14 protein-coding genes and 1 pseudogene are annotated in these 14513 nt (G+C 75.5%); 9 read left to right on the top strand and 6 right to left on the bottom strand.

The genetic code is table 11. The annotated features are described in order from the left end of the window. Positions 1-50: 50 nt before the first annotated feature. Genes FKM96_RS09165 through FKM96_RS09150 form a run of 5 tightly spaced genes read right to left on the bottom strand, consistent with a single transcriptional unit; the run spans position 51 to position 3804 of the window. Positions 51-980: a sensor histidine kinase KdpD gene (locus FKM96_RS09165; protein WP_210417401.1), complete on the bottom strand. Its 930-nt coding sequence runs from the start codon at positions 978-980 to the stop codon at positions 51-53. After that, positions 977-1702: a response regulator transcription factor gene (locus FKM96_RS09160; protein ID WP_147794968.1), complete on the bottom strand. Its 726-nt coding sequence runs from the start codon at positions 1700-1702 to the stop codon at positions 977-979. Before FKM96_RS09160 ends, FKM96_RS09165 begins: the two co-directional genes overlap by 4 nt. Next, positions 1699-1983, bottom strand: a complete 285-nt coding sequence (locus FKM96_RS09155) for a DUF4190 domain-containing protein (RefSeq protein WP_147794967.1) — start codon at positions 1981-1983, stop codon at positions 1699-1701. The genes FKM96_RS09160 and FKM96_RS09155 overlap by 4 nt, the downstream gene beginning before the upstream one ends. A gap of 58 nt (positions 1984-2041) precedes the next feature. Then, entirely contained in the window at positions 2042-2602 is a 561-nt protein-coding gene (locus tag FKM96_RS20630) for a DUF3060 domain-containing protein (RefSeq protein ID WP_168216931.1), read from the bottom strand. Next, positions 2599-3804, bottom strand: coding sequence for an OmpA family protein (locus FKM96_RS09150; protein ID WP_147794966.1), 1206 nt, complete (start codon positions 3802-3804; stop codon positions 2599-2601). The genes FKM96_RS20630 and FKM96_RS09150 overlap by 4 nt, the downstream gene beginning before the upstream one ends. Positions 3805-3996: 192 nt before the next feature. Between FKM96_RS09150 and nhaA the strand changes: the two genes are divergently transcribed. From nhaA to FKM96_RS09115, 8 genes and pseudogenes are all read left to right on the top strand, one after another. Then, the gene (gene nhaA / locus FKM96_RS09145) at positions 3997-5283 is read left to right on the top strand and encodes a Na+/H+ antiporter NhaA (RefSeq protein ID WP_147794965.1); all 1287 of its coding nucleotides are present in this window, start codon (positions 3997-3999) and stop codon (positions 5281-5283) included. Positions 5284-5340: 57 nt separating this feature from the next. Beyond that, the gene (locus tag FKM96_RS09140) at positions 5341-6378 is read left to right on the top strand and encodes a LacI family DNA-binding transcriptional regulator (protein ID WP_147794964.1); all 1038 of its coding nucleotides are present in this window, start codon (positions 5341-5343) and stop codon (positions 6376-6378) included. A 168-nt stretch (positions 6379-6546) separates the two neighbouring features. Next, positions 6547-7806: an ABC transporter substrate-binding protein gene (locus FKM96_RS09135; RefSeq protein WP_147794963.1), complete on the top strand. Its 1260-nt coding sequence runs from the start codon at positions 6547-6549 to the stop codon at positions 7804-7806. 70 nt (positions 7807-7876) lie between these two features. After that, positions 7877-8845 (top strand): carbohydrate ABC transporter permease, encoded by a 969-nt coding sequence (locus FKM96_RS09130; RefSeq protein ID WP_147794962.1) that lies wholly within the window; start codon positions 7877-7879, stop codon positions 8843-8845. Continuing rightward, positions 8845-9744: a carbohydrate ABC transporter permease gene (locus FKM96_RS09125; protein ID WP_147794961.1), complete on the top strand. Its 900-nt coding sequence runs from the start codon at positions 8845-8847 to the stop codon at positions 9742-9744. Before FKM96_RS09130 ends, FKM96_RS09125 begins: the two co-directional genes overlap by 1 nt. After that, on the top strand, positions 9741-11048 hold the full coding sequence (locus FKM96_RS09120) for a family 1 glycosylhydrolase (RefSeq protein WP_147794960.1): 1308 nt from the start codon (positions 9741-9743) through the stop codon (positions 11046-11048). Before FKM96_RS09125 ends, FKM96_RS09120 begins: the two co-directional genes overlap by 4 nt. Next, positions 11036-11263 (top strand): annotated as a pseudogene (locus FKM96_RS21505) (alpha-N-arabinofuranosidase); the annotation flags it as partial. The gene FKM96_RS09120 and the pseudogene FKM96_RS21505, both read left to right, overlap by 13 nt. A gap of 121 nt (positions 11264-11384) precedes the next feature. After that, the gene (locus FKM96_RS09115) at positions 11385-12068 is read left to right on the top strand and encodes a family 43 glycosylhydrolase (protein WP_246855280.1); all 684 of its coding nucleotides are present in this window, start codon (positions 11385-11387) and stop codon (positions 12066-12068) included. A gap of 156 nt (positions 12069-12224) precedes the next feature. Here the strand turns inward: FKM96_RS09115 and FKM96_RS09110 are convergent, their stop codons facing one another. Then, positions 12225-13328 carry a DNA glycosylase AlkZ-like family protein gene (locus FKM96_RS09110; RefSeq protein WP_147794959.1) on the bottom strand — a complete coding sequence of 368 codons (1104 nt, stop codon included), beginning with the start codon at positions 13326-13328 and terminating at the stop codon, positions 12225-12227. 117 nt (positions 13329-13445) lie between these two features. Here FKM96_RS09110 and FKM96_RS09105 point away from each other — a divergent pair, with 117 nt between their 5' ends. Continuing rightward, positions 13446-14513 carry a DUF418 domain-containing protein gene (locus FKM96_RS09105; protein ID WP_147794958.1) on the top strand — a complete coding sequence of 356 codons (1068 nt, stop codon included), beginning with the start codon at positions 13446-13448 and terminating at the stop codon, positions 14511-14513.

Here is a 14513-nt window from a genome sequence, read left to right as displayed (position 1 = left end):
CACGCCCGGGGCCACCACGGGGCGGATCGCAGGTGACGGCACCGCGCCCGTCAGCCCGCCGGCATCCGCAGCCGCGCGCTCGTGCCCTGCCCCGGCCGCGACCGCAGGTCGACCGCGCCGCCGTGCCGCTCCGCCACCACCCGCACCAGCGCCAGCCCGAGCCCCGACCCCGGCGTGCCCCGGGCCTGCTCGCCGCGGGCCAGCTCGTCGAACACGGAGTCGAGCTCGTGCGCGGGGATCCCGGTGCCGGAGTCGGCGACCTCGACCTCCACGACCCCGTCGTCGTCCCGCCCGCGCACCTCGACGGTCGACCCGGCGGGGGAGAACTTCAGCGCGTTCGCCAGCAGGTTGTAGACGGCCAGGTAGAGCAGGTCGACGTCGCCGCGGACGTGCGGCAGCGGCCACGGCGCCTGCGGCAGCTGGACGGTGATCGCGCGCGGGACGCCCGACGCGGCGGCCTGGTCCCGGAGGTCGGCGACGGCGTCCTCGACCACCTGGGCGAGGTCGACGTCCTCGCGCTCCAGCGGACGCGTCTCGAGCTCGGCGATCTTGCGCAGCTCGGCGACCAGCGTCGACAGCCGGGCGGTCTGCTGCTGGAGCGTGTCGTGGGCGCGCGCCGCGGCCGGGTCGAGCGCCGACGGGTCCGGGACGACGCCCGGGAGCGCGGCGCGCAGCGCGGTCACCGGGTTCTTCATCTCGTGGTCGAGCCGCAGCAGGAACCGGCGGTGCGCGGCGCGCTCCTCCTCGCGACCCGCGCGGCCGGCCGCCTCCCCGGCGGCGGCCACGGCGCGGCGCCGGTCCCGCGCGGCCGCCAGCGCCAGCAGGACGACGGCGGTCAGCAGCAGGCCGGGCACGGCGAGCGCGACGGGCAGCGGCGTGCCGACCACCACGCGCAGGGACCGGCCCGACGCCAGCGCGACGACCGCCCCGAGCAGCCCGAGGACGGCGGGGACGAACGCGAGCAGGAGGCGCGCCCTCACGGCCGGGTCCCGCGCTGCACCGGGCCGCAGAACCGGTAGCCGCCCGCCGGCACGGTCTCGACGTAGCGCGGCGCGGCCGCGTCGTCCCCGAGGACGCGGCGGATCTCCGCGACCCGGTGGTCGACGGCGCGGCTGCTCACCGCGAGCTCGAAGCCCCACAGCGCCTGCAGCAGCCGCTCGCGGGTGTGCAGCTCGTCGGGGTGCGTCATCAGGTAGTCGAGCAGCAGCGACGCCTTGGGGGTCAGCGCGACCTCGCGGCCGGCGACCCACACGCGCCGTGCCGTCCGGTCCACGACCAGGTCGCCGCTGACCAGCCGCTCGGCCGAGGCGAGGGACGGCTGGCCCGGCACCGCCCGGCGGAGGACGGCGCGGACCCGGGCGTGCAGCTCCTGGGGGTCGAACGGCTTGTTCAGGTAGTCGTCGGCGCCCTCGTCGAGGGCCGCGGACCGCTCCGAGGACTCGCCGACCTGGGTCAGCAGGACCACCGGCGTCCAGTCGCCGGCCGCGCGCAGCCGGCGGACCACGGACCGGCCGTCGAGCCGCGGCATGAGCACGTCGCACACCAGGATGTCGGGGCGCCACCGGGCGTGCGCGACCAGGGCGGCCTCGCCGTCGGCGGCGGTCTCGACCTCCATGCCGCTCCGGGTGAGGAACGAGGCGAGGCCGTCGCGGATCGCCTCCTCGTCGTCGACCAGCAGGACGCGCGGCGCGCCCGCGGTCACCGCGTCCCGCCCCACACCAGGAAGCCGGTGATGACGAGCGCGACGACCACGTAGGTCGCGAGCGCCAGGTAGCCGAGGACCAGGCCGATCACCGCGCACGCGGTGCCGCCCTCGCCCCGGGTCCGGATCTGGCGCAGCGCGACGTGCCCCGTGACGACCGGGACGACGGCGAACCCGAGCAGGCCCAGGACGAGGGTGACGACGGCGAGGGCGTTGGTCGGCCGGGTGACGACCTGCGGGTACGGCTGCGGGGCGGGCCGGTACGGCTGCGGGGTGCTCATCTGCGGGCTCCAGGCGTCGTGACGGGTCGGTCGGAACGGGCCGGGCGGGCGGCGGGGGTCATCCCGGCGCCACCGCGCCGTAGGCGCTGCCCGGGGTGTCGCCGGACACCGTCGGGGTGCCCTCCTCCCAGGTCACGGTCACGGCGGACGACTCGATGGTCACGGTGGTGACGCTGCGGACCGCGACCTGGGCGCCGGCGCCGGCGACCACCAGGTGCCCGACGTCGCCGGCCACGACGACGGCGGCCGCGCCGTCGACCGTGAGGGTCTCGCAGTCGTCGGTGACCTCGACGGCCGCCCCCGCCCGGCTCACGGCCACGTCGCCACCGGCGCAGGTGACCTGGGCGGTGGTGACGGGCAGGAGCCCGGCGCGACCGGGGAGCGCGGTGCTGCCCGGGCCGTCGTCGGGGGCGGGGCCCCGGGTCTTCGTGCCGCCGGACGGGTTGGTCCCCGCGTCCGGGGCACCCGCCCCGGCCCCCTCCTGCGGCGCCCCGGACGTCGCGCGCGGCGACGCCGGCGTCGGGTCCGCGTCCACGACCTCGACGCTGCACCCGGCCAGGGCGAGGGCGAGGACGGCCGCGGCCGCGACCACGGGGCCCACCGCCCGGCGGCGCCTCACGACGTCACCCCGGGCAGCAGGATCTCCACCCGCCGGTTCAGCTGCCGGCCCGCCGGGTTGTCCTGCCCGTCGACCTCGTTCGGCGCGACGGGCCGGTCCTCGCCGTGGCCGACGACGTCGAACGCGGTGCCGACGCCGCCCCGGGCGAGGTGGTCGGCCACGGCCCGCGCGCGGTCCTCGGAGAGCCGCTGGTTGAACTCGGCGGACGACACGGAGTCGGTGTGCCCCTCGACGGACCCGTTGGGCGCCGCGACCCCCGCGAGCGCCGTCGCCAGCGCGTCCAGGGACTCCTCGGCGTCCGGCCGGATCTCCGCGGACCCGAAGTCGAACAGCACCCCGGCGTCGAGGGTGAGGGTGGCGCCGCACGACGGCACCGGGGCGATCGTGCCCATCGACGGGAAGGCGCCGAGCCGGGGCACGCGCGGCAGCGGGTCGACCTCGACCGGCACGCCGTCCACGGTCCCGGTGCCGTCGCCGAAGTTCTGCACGGTCAGCGTGCCGTCGGAGTACATCCCCGAGCCGTCGCCGTAGTTGACGATCCGGGTCTCCCCGTCGGACGCGACGCCGGACCCGTCCCCGTAGTTGACGACCGAGCGGTCGCCGCGGGACCAGCCGCCGCCGCCGTCGGTGTGCACGTAGACGTGGGTGGTCCCGTCGTCGTAGACGCCCGAGCCGTCGCCGTAGCTCACGACCGAGACCCCGTCGGCGGCGTAGGTGCCCGAGCCGTCGCCGTAGACGGTCACCGTGGTGCCGTTCAGCACGTAGGTGCCCGACCCGTCCCCGTAGTTCACGACCGACCCGTCCGGAGCGGTGAACACGCCCGAGCCGTCGCCGTAGGCCAGCAGCGCACCCCGACCGACCTCGACCGCGCCGCTCGCGTCGCAGTGCGTCGGCGTGACCGTCACGCCCGGGATGTCGCCGACGGCGGCGTCGACGTCGAGCGCGAACCCGGCGAGCGAGGCGTCGAGCATCGACAGGTCCGGCAGCACGATCAGCGGGACGGGCGGGATCTCCCCGGGCTCGTACCCGGCGACGGCGGGGAGCGTCGGCGTCGGCGCGGGCGCACGGGTGGTCGCCGCGGGCGAGGCGGCGGGGCGGTCCCGGTCGTCGGCCTTCTTCGGCGCGTCGGTGCCGCATGCGGTCAGGACGACCAGGGCGGCGGCGGTGAGCAGGGCGTGGCGGCCTCGCGGCTGAAGCGGCATGGCAGCACCGTAGGGGAGCGCGCCCCGGGGCGGGTCGCCGGTCTGTCGCAGCGGTGTCGCAGGTCTGCGACACCCCGGCGGGCGAGCCGCCGCGTCCCCCCGTATCCTGGGACGCGGTGTGCCGGGAAGTCTGGTCGGCTCCCTGCCCGGCGACCCTCCGGGCAGGTGGTCCAGCCGCCCCGGGAGTACCGCATGACGTCCTCGCCCCCGCACGCCCACGCCCCGTCCGCGCTGTCCCGCTGGGCGTCCCGCGAGACGACGGGCGGAGCCCTGCTGGTCGCCGCCGCGCTCGTCGCCCTGGTCTGGGCCAACTCGCCGTGGCGCGGCGCCTACGCCGACCTGTCCGGGTTCACGGTGGGGCCGGCCGCGCTGCACCTGGACCTGGACCTGGCGCACTGGGCGGCGGACGGGCTGCTGGCGATCTTCTTCTTCGCGGTCGGGCTCGAGCTCAAGCACGAGATCGTCGCCGGTAGCCTGCGGGATCCGCGCCGCGCAGCCGTCCCGGTGCTGGCGGCCGTCGGCGGGATGCTCGTGCCGGCCGCGCTGTACGTCGCGGTCGTGGTGGCGGCCGGGGACGACGACGCGCTGTCGGGCTGGGCGGTGCCGACGGCCACCGACATCGCCTTCGCCCTCGCCGTGCTGGCGATCTTCGGCCGCGGGCTGCCGATCGCGATCCGCACGTTCCTGCTCACGCTGGCCGTGGTCGACGACCTCCTCGCGATCACGGTGATCGCGGCGTTCTACTCCGACGGCCTGGCCTGGGGCCCGCTCGCGGGCGCGCTGGCGGCGGTCGCCGTGTTCGCGGCGCTCGCCCGCTCGCCGTACGTCCACCCGTGGCTGCTGTGGCCGGTCGGGCTGGTCGCCTGGGGGTTCATGCACGCCTCGGGCGTGCACGCCACCATCGCCGGGGTCCTGCTCGGGCTCGCCGTGCCGGCGCGCCCGGTCAACCGGGAGGCGGGCTCGCGCGCGCAGCGCTACGAGCACGCGATCAAGCCCTGGTCCGCGGTGGTCGCGCTGCCGGTGTTCGCGTTCTTCGCGGCCGGGGTGACGGTCGTGGGCGGCGACGGGTTCGCCGGGTTGATGGCGGAGCCGGTGGTGCCCGCGGTCGTCCTCGGCCTCGTCGCGGGCAAGGTGATCGGGATCCTGGGCGTCGTCGCGCTGGTGACGCGCGGGTCGGGCCTGCGCCTGCCGGACGGGATCGGCGTGCGGGACCTGGCGCCGGTGGCGCTCCTCGCCGGCATCGGGTTCACCGTGTCGCTGCTGATCGCCGAGCTCGCCTTCGCGGGCGACGAGCCGATGGTCGGCGCCGCGAAGATCGCCGTGCTCGGGGCGACCCTGGTCGCGGCGACGGGCGCGGCCGTGCTGCTGCGCCGGGACGCCCGCCGCCCCCGGGATGCCGACATGAACGAGGACGGCCGGGTGGACCGGGTCCAGCCGGCGGTCGGTGGCGGGTTGGCCGGTCCCGGAGCCGCGCGGTGACCGGTCCGCGCCCCGACTCGCGCCCCGAACGGGTTGCAACGTTGTAACCTCAGCCGCGTGGCGATCGAACCCGAGGGCAGGGGCGCACCGACGCTGCGCGACGTCGCGCAGGTGGCGGGCGTGTCGTTCAAGACCGTGTCCAACGTGCTCAACGACCACCCGCAGGTGCGGGAGGCGACGCGGGTCAAGGTGCTCGCCGCTGTCGAGCAGGTCGGGTACCGCCCCAACCTGGCCGCCCGGAACCTGCGCCTCGGGCGCAGCGGCGTCATCGGGCTCGCGGTGCCCGAGCTGAGCCAGGCGTTCTTCGCGCAGCTCGCCGACGAGGTGATCCGGGTCGCGGCGGAGCAGGACCTCGTGGTCCTGGTCGAGCAGACCGGTGGTCTGCGGGAGCGGGAGCTCGAGGCGCTGCGGAACCCGCGGCTGTCGCTGACCGACGGCCTGCTGCTCGCCCCGCTCGGGCTGACCCACGAGGACGTCACGCCCGACCCGGCGGGGCGCCCGCTGGTCGTCCTCGGCGAGCCGTTGTTCCCCGGCCCGGTCGACCACGTGACGATGCAGCACGAGGCGGCCGCCCGCGCCGCCACCGAGCACCTGCTCGGGCTCGGGCGGCGGCGGGTGATGCTGCTGGGCGCGCACGCCGCCGAGGAGACCGGCGTGGCCGCGCTGCGGTACGCCGGGTACCGGTCGGCGGTCGAGGCGGCCGGACTGGGGGTCGACGACGCGCTGGTGGTCCCCATCGAGACCTGGGACCGCAGCAGCGGGGCCGAGGCGATGGCCCGGGTGCTCGACGCCGGCGTGCGGATGGACGCCGTGTTCGCGATGAACGACGACCTCGCGCTCGGGGCGCTGCGCTCGCTCCAGGAGCGCGGGATGGCGGTGCCCGCGGACGTGGCGCTGGTCGGGTTCGACGACGTCGCCGACGGCCGGTACACCTACCCGAGCCTCACGACCGTGGAGCCCGGCCGGCACGACATCGCCCGGGAGGCGGTGCGGCTGCTGCGGGAGCGCATCGACGACCGGGCCCGGGGCGAGCTCGAGCCGCGGGTGATCGCGCCGGGCTTCCGGCTGGTCGTCCGGGAGTCGACGAGCGGCTGACCGGCCGTTCCGCCGGCCGGCCCGCTGCCCGGTCGGCCCGACCGGCGGCCGGCGCCCCGCGGGTCGCCCGCGGCCGGGTTGACACACCCCCGCCGCGTGGCCCAACATCCCACTTACAACGTTGTCTTACAACGTTGTATGCGGGCCCTCCCCGAAAGGACACACGCAATGAAGCGCACCCCCGCCCTCGTCGTCGCGCCGGTCTGCCTGGCGCTCGCCCTCGCCGCCTGCTCCGGCGGCGGCGGCTCCTCCGACTCCGACGGCCCCGTCGAGCTGAACTTCTGGCACGGCTACACCGAGGCCGACGGGGACGTGCTCCAGCAGATCGTCGACGACTTCAACGCCGCGCACGACGGCGAGATCACGATCACCACCCAGGTGAACCCCTGGGACGTCATCGACGACACGTTCCTGCCGGCGCTGTCGGCGGACAACGGCCCCGAGATCGTCGCGATGCCGGCGGAGCGGCTGCCGGTCTACGCCGACCGCGGCGCGTTCGTCGACCTGGACGACTTCTACGCCGACGACGAGGCCACGCCGGACCTCAACGCCGGCGCGCTCGACATGGTGACGGTCGACGGCACCGCCTACGGCGTCCCGACCGGCTTCGTGCCGCTCACGATGTTCTACAACAAGGCCCTGTTCGACGCCGCGGGCGTCGCGGTGCCGACGACGTGGGACGAGTGGGTCTCCGCCGCCCAGGCGCTGACCGTCGACGAGAACGGCGACGGCACCCCCGAGCAGTACGGCCTCGCGCTCGCCGACCACGCCACCGTCGGCAACGGCGTCTGGCCGTCGCTCTTCTACGGCAACGGCGGCGCGATCGTCGAGGACGGGGAGGCCGTCGTCGACTCGCCGGAGAACGCGGAGACTCTCGAGTTCTGGCACGACGCGATCACCGCCGGGAAGATCAGCCCGACGGGCGTCGACGGCGTGACCGGTGACGGCCTGTTCAGCAGCGGCCGCGTCGCGATGTACATCGGCGGCCCCTGGATGGCGACGGTCTCCGAGGAGAACGGCGTCGACTACGGCATCGCGCCGATCCCGGCCGGGCCCGAGGAGCAGGCGGCGTCCGCGATCGGCGTCTCGATGGCGCTGACCCGGCAGGCAGACCAGGCCCAGCAGCAGGCCGCGCAGGAGTTCTTCTCCTACTTCCTGTCCCGCGAGGAGTCGGTCGCCTGGGCGCTCGGCTCCGGCTGGCCCCCGCTGCGCACCGACATCGCCGCCGACGAGGTGGACGAGAACCCGGTGGTCGCCGCGCTCACCGAGCAGGCCGAGCTGGGTCGCCCGCTGCTGCCCGGCGTGGTGAACAGCACGGACGTCCTCACCGCCGTGGACGACCTGACCCAGCGCGCGATGGCGGGCGAGCCGGTCGACGATCTGCTGGCCCAGGCGCAGACCGCGATCCAGGCCGCGCTCGACGACTGACCCGAACCGGACCGGCCGCCCCCGGGACCCCCTGCTCCGGGGGCGGCCCTCCACCCGAGAGGCACCTGACATGACCACCGCCCCCGCGGCCGGGTCCCGCACGCGGGCCTACCGCGCACCAGCACCGCTCGGCGGGCGCGGCGGACCCGTCCGGCAGCGCACCCGCACCGGCAGCCGCCGCACCCGCACCGCCCTCGCGTTCCTCGCCCCCGCCCTGATCATCCTCGCGGTGTTCGTCGTCTGGCCGATGGTCTCGGCGCTGCAGATGTCGTTCACCGACGCCAGCGGGTTCGGCCAGGCCGAGTGGGTCGGGCTGGACAACTACACCCGGATCTTCACCGACCCCGACATCCGCGACGCGGTCGTCAACACGGTGGTCTACGCGCTGATCTTCACGCCGACCGCCGTCGTGGTGGCGCTGGCGCTCGCGCTGCTGCTGACGAACGACCGGCTGCCGTTCCGCGGGCTGTTCCGCACCTCGCTGTTCCTGCCCTTCATCATCTCGCTGGCCGTGGCGGCCCTGGCCTGGTCGTACCTGATCGACCCGCAGGTCGGGCTGCTGCACTACTGGCTGCGCGGTCTGGGGATCGACCTGGGCAACGTGCTGCAGGACCCGACGCTCGCGATGCCGGCCGTCGCGCTGGTCGCCGTGTGGAAGAACTTCGGCTTCTACATGGTGATCTTCATGGCCGGGCTCCAGGAGATCCCGGGCTCGCTGTACGAGGCCGCCAAGATGGACGGTGCGGGCGCCTGGTCCCGGTTCCGGCACATCACGCTGCCGATGCTGTCGAACACCACCGCGTTCGTCCTGATCTTCGCCATGATCGCCGCGCTGCAGGCCTTCGACCAGATCTACGTGATGACCGGCGGCGGCCCGTACGGGAACACGCAGACGGTCGTCATGGAGATCTACGAGTCCGGCTTCCGGAAGCTGGAGCTCGGGTTCGCCTCCGCGCTGTCCTACGTGCTCCTGCTCGCCACGCTCGCGCTGAGCATCGTCCAGTTCGTGTTCTTCGGGCGCCGCGAGGAGGAGTCCTGATGTCCGCCGCCACCCTCAGGGCCACCCCCGCGCCGGCACCGGCGCCCGAGCAGCGGCGCGTCGTCGCCGCGGGCCGCCGCCGGGTCCGGCTGTCCACGGTCGCGCTGACCGCCGCGGTCGTGGTGACGACGCTGATCGTGCTGCTGCCGCTGTTCATCGTGCTGTTCACGGCGTTCAAGCCGACGGCCGAGGTCAACGCCTACCCGCCGACGCTGCTGCCCGATGCGTGGACGACCGCGAACTTCGACCGCATCTTCACCGACCTGCCGTTCGCGCGGCTGATCGGGAACAGCTTCCTGTTCGCCGGCGGGGTGACGCTGTTCGCGGTCACGTTCGACGCGCTGGCCGCCTACGCGCTGGCCCGGATCGACTTCCGGGGCCGCCGGACGCTGCTGGTCGCGATCGTCGCGACCCTGATGATCCCGTTCCAGGCGACCCTGATCCCCGTCTACCAGATCGTCAGCGACCTGGGCTGGGTCAACACGTTCGCCGGCCTCATCGCACCGCGGGCCGCCGACGCGTTCGGGATCTTCTTCCTCCGGCAGTTCTTCGTGGCGCTGCCCCGCGACCTCGACAACGCCGCCCGGATCGACGGCGCGTCCGAGCTCCGGGTGTTCGCCCAGATCGTCCTGCCCAACGCGCGACCCGCGATCCTCACGCTCGCGATCTTCGTCTTCGTCAACAACTGGAACGACCTGCTCTGGCCGCTGGTCTTCACCACACAACGGGAGATGGGCACCATCACCTCCGGACTCACCCAGCTCACCGGCCCCGGCGGCATCGTGCCGTACGGCGTCATGATGGCCGGCGCGCTCGTCGCCGTCGTCCCGCTGGTCCTCGCCTTCATGCTCGTGCAGCGCAAGTTCATCGAGTCCATCGCCACCACGGGGCTCAAGTGACCGGGGCCGCGGCCGGTGGCCGCTGGTTCGAGGACGGGGCCCTGCACTTCGGGCTCGGCATCGAGGACACGTTCGTGCCGCAGGGCGGCCCGGGCGAGCGGCCGATCGACGAGTACGCGCTCACCGACCACTACGCGCGGTACGCCGAGGACCTCGGCCTCGCCTCGGACGCGGGGGCGAGGTTCCTGCGCTGGGGCGTGCCGTGGCACCGGGTCAACCCCGCCCGCGGGGTCTGGGACTGGTCCTGGGTGGACCGGGTCGTCGACCGGTTCGGCGAGCTCGGGCTGCGGCCGGTGATCGACCTGCTGCACTACGGCACGCCGCTGTGGCTCGACGGGCAGTTCGCGCACCCCGACTACCCGCAGGTGGTCGCGGAGTACGGCGTCGCGTTCGCGGAGCGGTACGGCGACCGGGTCACCGACTACACGCCCGTGAACGAGCCGATGATCCACGCGCTGTTCTGCGGCGTGTACGGCTACTGGCCGCCGTACCTCACGGGGGACGACGGCCTCACCACGATGGTCCGCGCGCTGGGCGAGGGGTTCGTCCGCACGCAGCGCGGCATCGCGGACGTGCTCGGCGACCGCGCCACGTTCATGCACGTCGACGCGTCCATGCGGTACGCGGGCGACGTGCACGGGGAGCACCGGGCGCAGGCCGAGCGGCTCACCCACCAGGCGCATCTCGTCGAGGACCTGGTGACGGGCCGCGTGGACGACGCGCACCCGCTGGTGGACCTGCTGCGCGCGCACGGGACCTCCGACGCGTCGCTGGCGTGGTTCGCCGACCACGCCGTGCGGCCGGACGTCATGGGGGTCAACTACTACCCGCGCATCTCCACGGAGGTGTTCGAGGAGGCCGTGCACCACGGCGGCGGGTTCGCCGACCCGCGCCCGGCGCAGGACGCGGGGGTGGCGGGTCTGGTGGAGGTGCTGCTCGAGGCCGAGCGGCGGCACGGGGCGCCCGTGATGCTCACGGAGACCGCCGTGACCGCTCCCGTCGCGGACCGGGTGGCGTGGCTGCACGAGTCCGTGGCCGCGATCCGCACGCTCCGCTCGGTGGGGCACCGCGTCGTGGGGTACACCTGGTGGCCGGTGTTCGACATGTACGAGTGGACGTACCGGCACGGCACCGCCGAGCGCGAGGAGTACCTGCTGACGATGGGGCTGTGGGACCTGGTCGAGGACGGCGCCGGCGGGCTGGACCGGCGCCGGACGCCGGTGGCGGACACCTACCGGGCGCTGGCGACGGACGCGCGCGCGAACGGCGCGGCACCGGCGGTCGAGCGGCGATGGGCGGCGTGACGGACGTCGGCGCCGGCGTGGGCGTGAACCCGATCGTGCTGCAGCGGGCGGACCCGTGCGTGCTGCGGCACGAGGGGCAGTACTACTTCACGGGGTCGCACCCGCTGTACGACCGGATCGTGCTGCGGCGGGCGGAGCGGCTGGAGGACCTGCAGGCGGCCGAGGAGGTGACGATCTGGACCCGGCACGCGTCCGGTCCGCAGTCGCACCTGATCTGGGCGCCGGAGATCCACCGGGTCGGTGGTGCCTGGTACGTCTACTACGCCGCGGCGCCGGACGACCACGGCACGGTGGACGTGCCCGGGGACCGCGGAGACGTTCAACCACCGGGTGTACGTGCTGGAGAACACCGCGGCCGACCCGTTCGAGGGCCAGTGGGTCGAGCGGGGTCAGGTCGACACCGGGTGGGAGTCGTTCGCCCTCGACGCGACGAGTGCGGTGATCGACGGGACGCAGTACCTGGTCTGGGCGCAGCAGGCGTTCGACGTGCGCGGGCACTCCAACCTGTACATCGCGCCGATGGCGAACCCGTGGACGCTGGCCGGCCCGGCCGTGGAGCTGTCCCGCCCGGAGTTCGACTGGGAGGTCAGGGGGTTCTGGGTCAACGAGGGCCCCTCGGTCCTGGTCCGCGGCGGCCGCGTCTTCCTCACGTACTCGGGCGCCGCGACCGGCATCGACTACGCGATGGGCGTGCTCACCGCCGACCTCGGGTCGGACCTGCTGGACCCGGCGTCCTGGACCAAGAGCCCCACCCCGGTGTTCGTCTCGGACCCCGCCGCGGGCCAGTACGGACCGGGCCACAACTCGTTCACCGAGCTCCCGGACGGCACGCCGGTGCTGGTCTACCACGCCCGCACCTACACCGAGATCGTCGGCGACCCGCTGCAGGACCCGAACCGGCACGCCCGGGCCCAGGTCCTGCCGTTCGACGACCACGGCGACCCCGTGTGGGGCAGCCCCGTGCCCGACACCCGCCCGGTGCCGACGAGCACGGATGTGCTGGGGCCCGCAGGTGTCTGAGCACGGGAGGCGGGCCTGGTGCTCGCCGGGGTCCTCGGGTCGCCGCTGGCCGGGCGGGTGCGGCTCCGGGTGAGCCGGCGGCGGGCGCGCGGGCCGGTGGCCTGACCGGCGCGGTCCCGCGGCCGGACTGCGGGCGGCCGGACCCCGGGCGGTGCCTCAGCCCGCGGTGAGGCGGAGCTCGCCCGGGTGCCCGAGCAGGCCGCCCAGCCGGGCGGCCTCCGCCTCGAGGGCGCTCGCCGGCGGCGCGCCCGCCTCGGGGAACCAGGCCACCTCGACCGCTCCCGGTCGCGCCGCCCAGGTCCCCGCGACCACCCCGCCGTGCAGCACGAGGGCCGCGCCGCGCGTGACCCCGGGCCGCCGGGTCGCGGGCACCACGCGCGTGTTGGCGGCCGTCCCCGGCCCGAGCACCCACTGGTCGTGCCCGGCGAGCAGCGTCACCGCGCCGGTCGGCTCCGTGGCCTCGACCTCGGCGACGTGCTCCCGCAGCAGCAGCGCGGGCGCGCCGTCGACGGACACCTCGGCGGCCGCGTCGCGGAGGACCTCGTCGGTCCAGCGCTCGACCCGGCGACGGCCGGCGCTCAGCCCGTCCGCGAGCCAGTAGTGCAGGTTCGCCCGGGTCGCCGGCCCGTAGGCCGCCAGGTAGCCGACGACGGCGCGGTGCCCCGCGTCGTCGAGGTCGGGCAGGCCACGCCACGCCGGGCTCGCGGCGGGCGAGGCGAACGTCGGGCGACCGTCCTCGGCGGGGCCGAAGCAGAGCTCCCCGTGCCAGGCGATCGGCTTGAGCAGCGTCATGCTCGGGTGCAGCAGCGCGGGCCCGAGGTGCGCGAACCGCGGGACGGCGGTCACCGCCGCGGCGAACGCCTCCCGGTCGAGCGGCCCGTCGGCGAGCGCGGTGCGCGCCGCGGCGAGCAGCGCCGGCCAGTCGTCAGGCCGCAGGTCGTAGTGCTCCTGCCAGCTGCGCAGCGCCCACTGCCGGCTCGCCGTCCGCACCGCGAGGTGCACCCCCGCGGAGTCGGCCGCCATCAGGTGCGAGGACCCGCGGAACGCGAACGTCCGGATCAGGTCGCCCGAGGCGACGGCGGCCGCGACGGCGTCCGGGGCCGGGTCGGCGAGCCGGCGGCGCACCGCGAGGTCGGGGTCCCCGGACCAGGCGGGGACCGCGCCGAGGCGGCGCACGACGTCGGTGGCGGTCGCCGCGCCGGAGCCGAGGTGCTGCCGGCCGAGCCGCCACGCCAGCGCCTGCGCCGACGAGATCGTCATGCCCCGCAGCGTAGGACCGGGGGCCGACACCCGGTCGTGCCGCGGTGGGACCTCGCCCGCCCGGGTCGGTCCCGCGGGCTGATCCGCGCCGGCCGCCCGTGGTGGTGACCTGGGGGCATGCCGCACCCGTCCCCGTCGCGCGCCGTCCCCGCGCCCGCCGCGCCCGCCCTGCCCGCCCCGGACCCGCGGCCGTCCCGCTGGCGGTTCCTCGACTCGCTGCGCGGGTTCGCGCTCTTCGGCATCCTGCTGGTCAACGCGGTCGACCTCACCGAGGCGACGACGCACCGCGCAGGCGCCGCCGTCGCCGACCCGGTCCGCGAGGCGCTGCACCTCGCGGTGCAGACCCGGTTCGTGCCGATCTTCGAGCTGCTGTTCGGCATGAGCCTGTGGTTCGTGCTGGCGGGGGCCCGGCAGCGCGCGGCACGGGCCTGGGTGGTGCCCGCGCGGCGGATGGCGGCGGTGGCGCTGATCGGCGCGGCGCTCATGGTCGGCTACCCCGGCAACATCCTCGTCGAGTACGGGGTGGTCGGCCTGCTCGTCCTGCCGACCGTGGCCCTCGTCCCGCGCGCGGTGGTCCTCGGTCTCGGGGTCGCGCTGACGGGCGCTGCCTACGCGCTCGCGGGCGGCGGTCTCGCCGCGACGCCCGGCCTGGTGCTCGCGGGGGCCGGGGCCGCGGCGTACGGGCTGCCGCGGGCGCTCGAGACCCGCACCCGCGGAGTCGCGCTCGTGTGCGCCGCCGCGGCGGTCCTCACGGTGCCCGCGCTGGCGTGGCAGCTGACGCAGCCCGGCGACCCGCGGTTCACCACCGCGGGCGGCCTCGCCGGGCTCGTGGTGGCGGTGCTCTGGACGACCGGCCTCGCGCTGCTCTGGCGCACCCCGGCGCGGCGCGCGATCGCCTGGTTCTTCGAGCCGCTGGGACGGATGGCGCTCAGCGGGTACGTCGGGGCGGCGGTCGTCCTGGCGGCCGCGGCCCGGGTGGTGGACTTCGGGGCGATGGCGACGGTGACGCCGGTCGTGCTGCTGTGCGTGCCGCTGATCGTGGCCCAGTCCCTGCTGAGCCGGGCGTGGCTGCGGCGGTGCGCGTACGGCCCGGTCGAGTGGGTGCTGCGGTGCGCGACCTGGTGGCGTGCGGTGCCGCTGCGGGTCGGCCGCACTCGGCAGGAGCCGCGCCCGGCCCGCGGCTAG

The sequence above is a fragment of the Cellulomonas sp. Y8 genome (assembly GCF_008033115.1).
In the GTDB taxonomy this organism is placed as follows: Bacteria; Actinomycetota; Actinomycetes; order Actinomycetales; family Cellulomonadaceae; genus Cellulomonas.
This window is presented reverse-complemented; position numbering and strand designations above follow the sequence as displayed.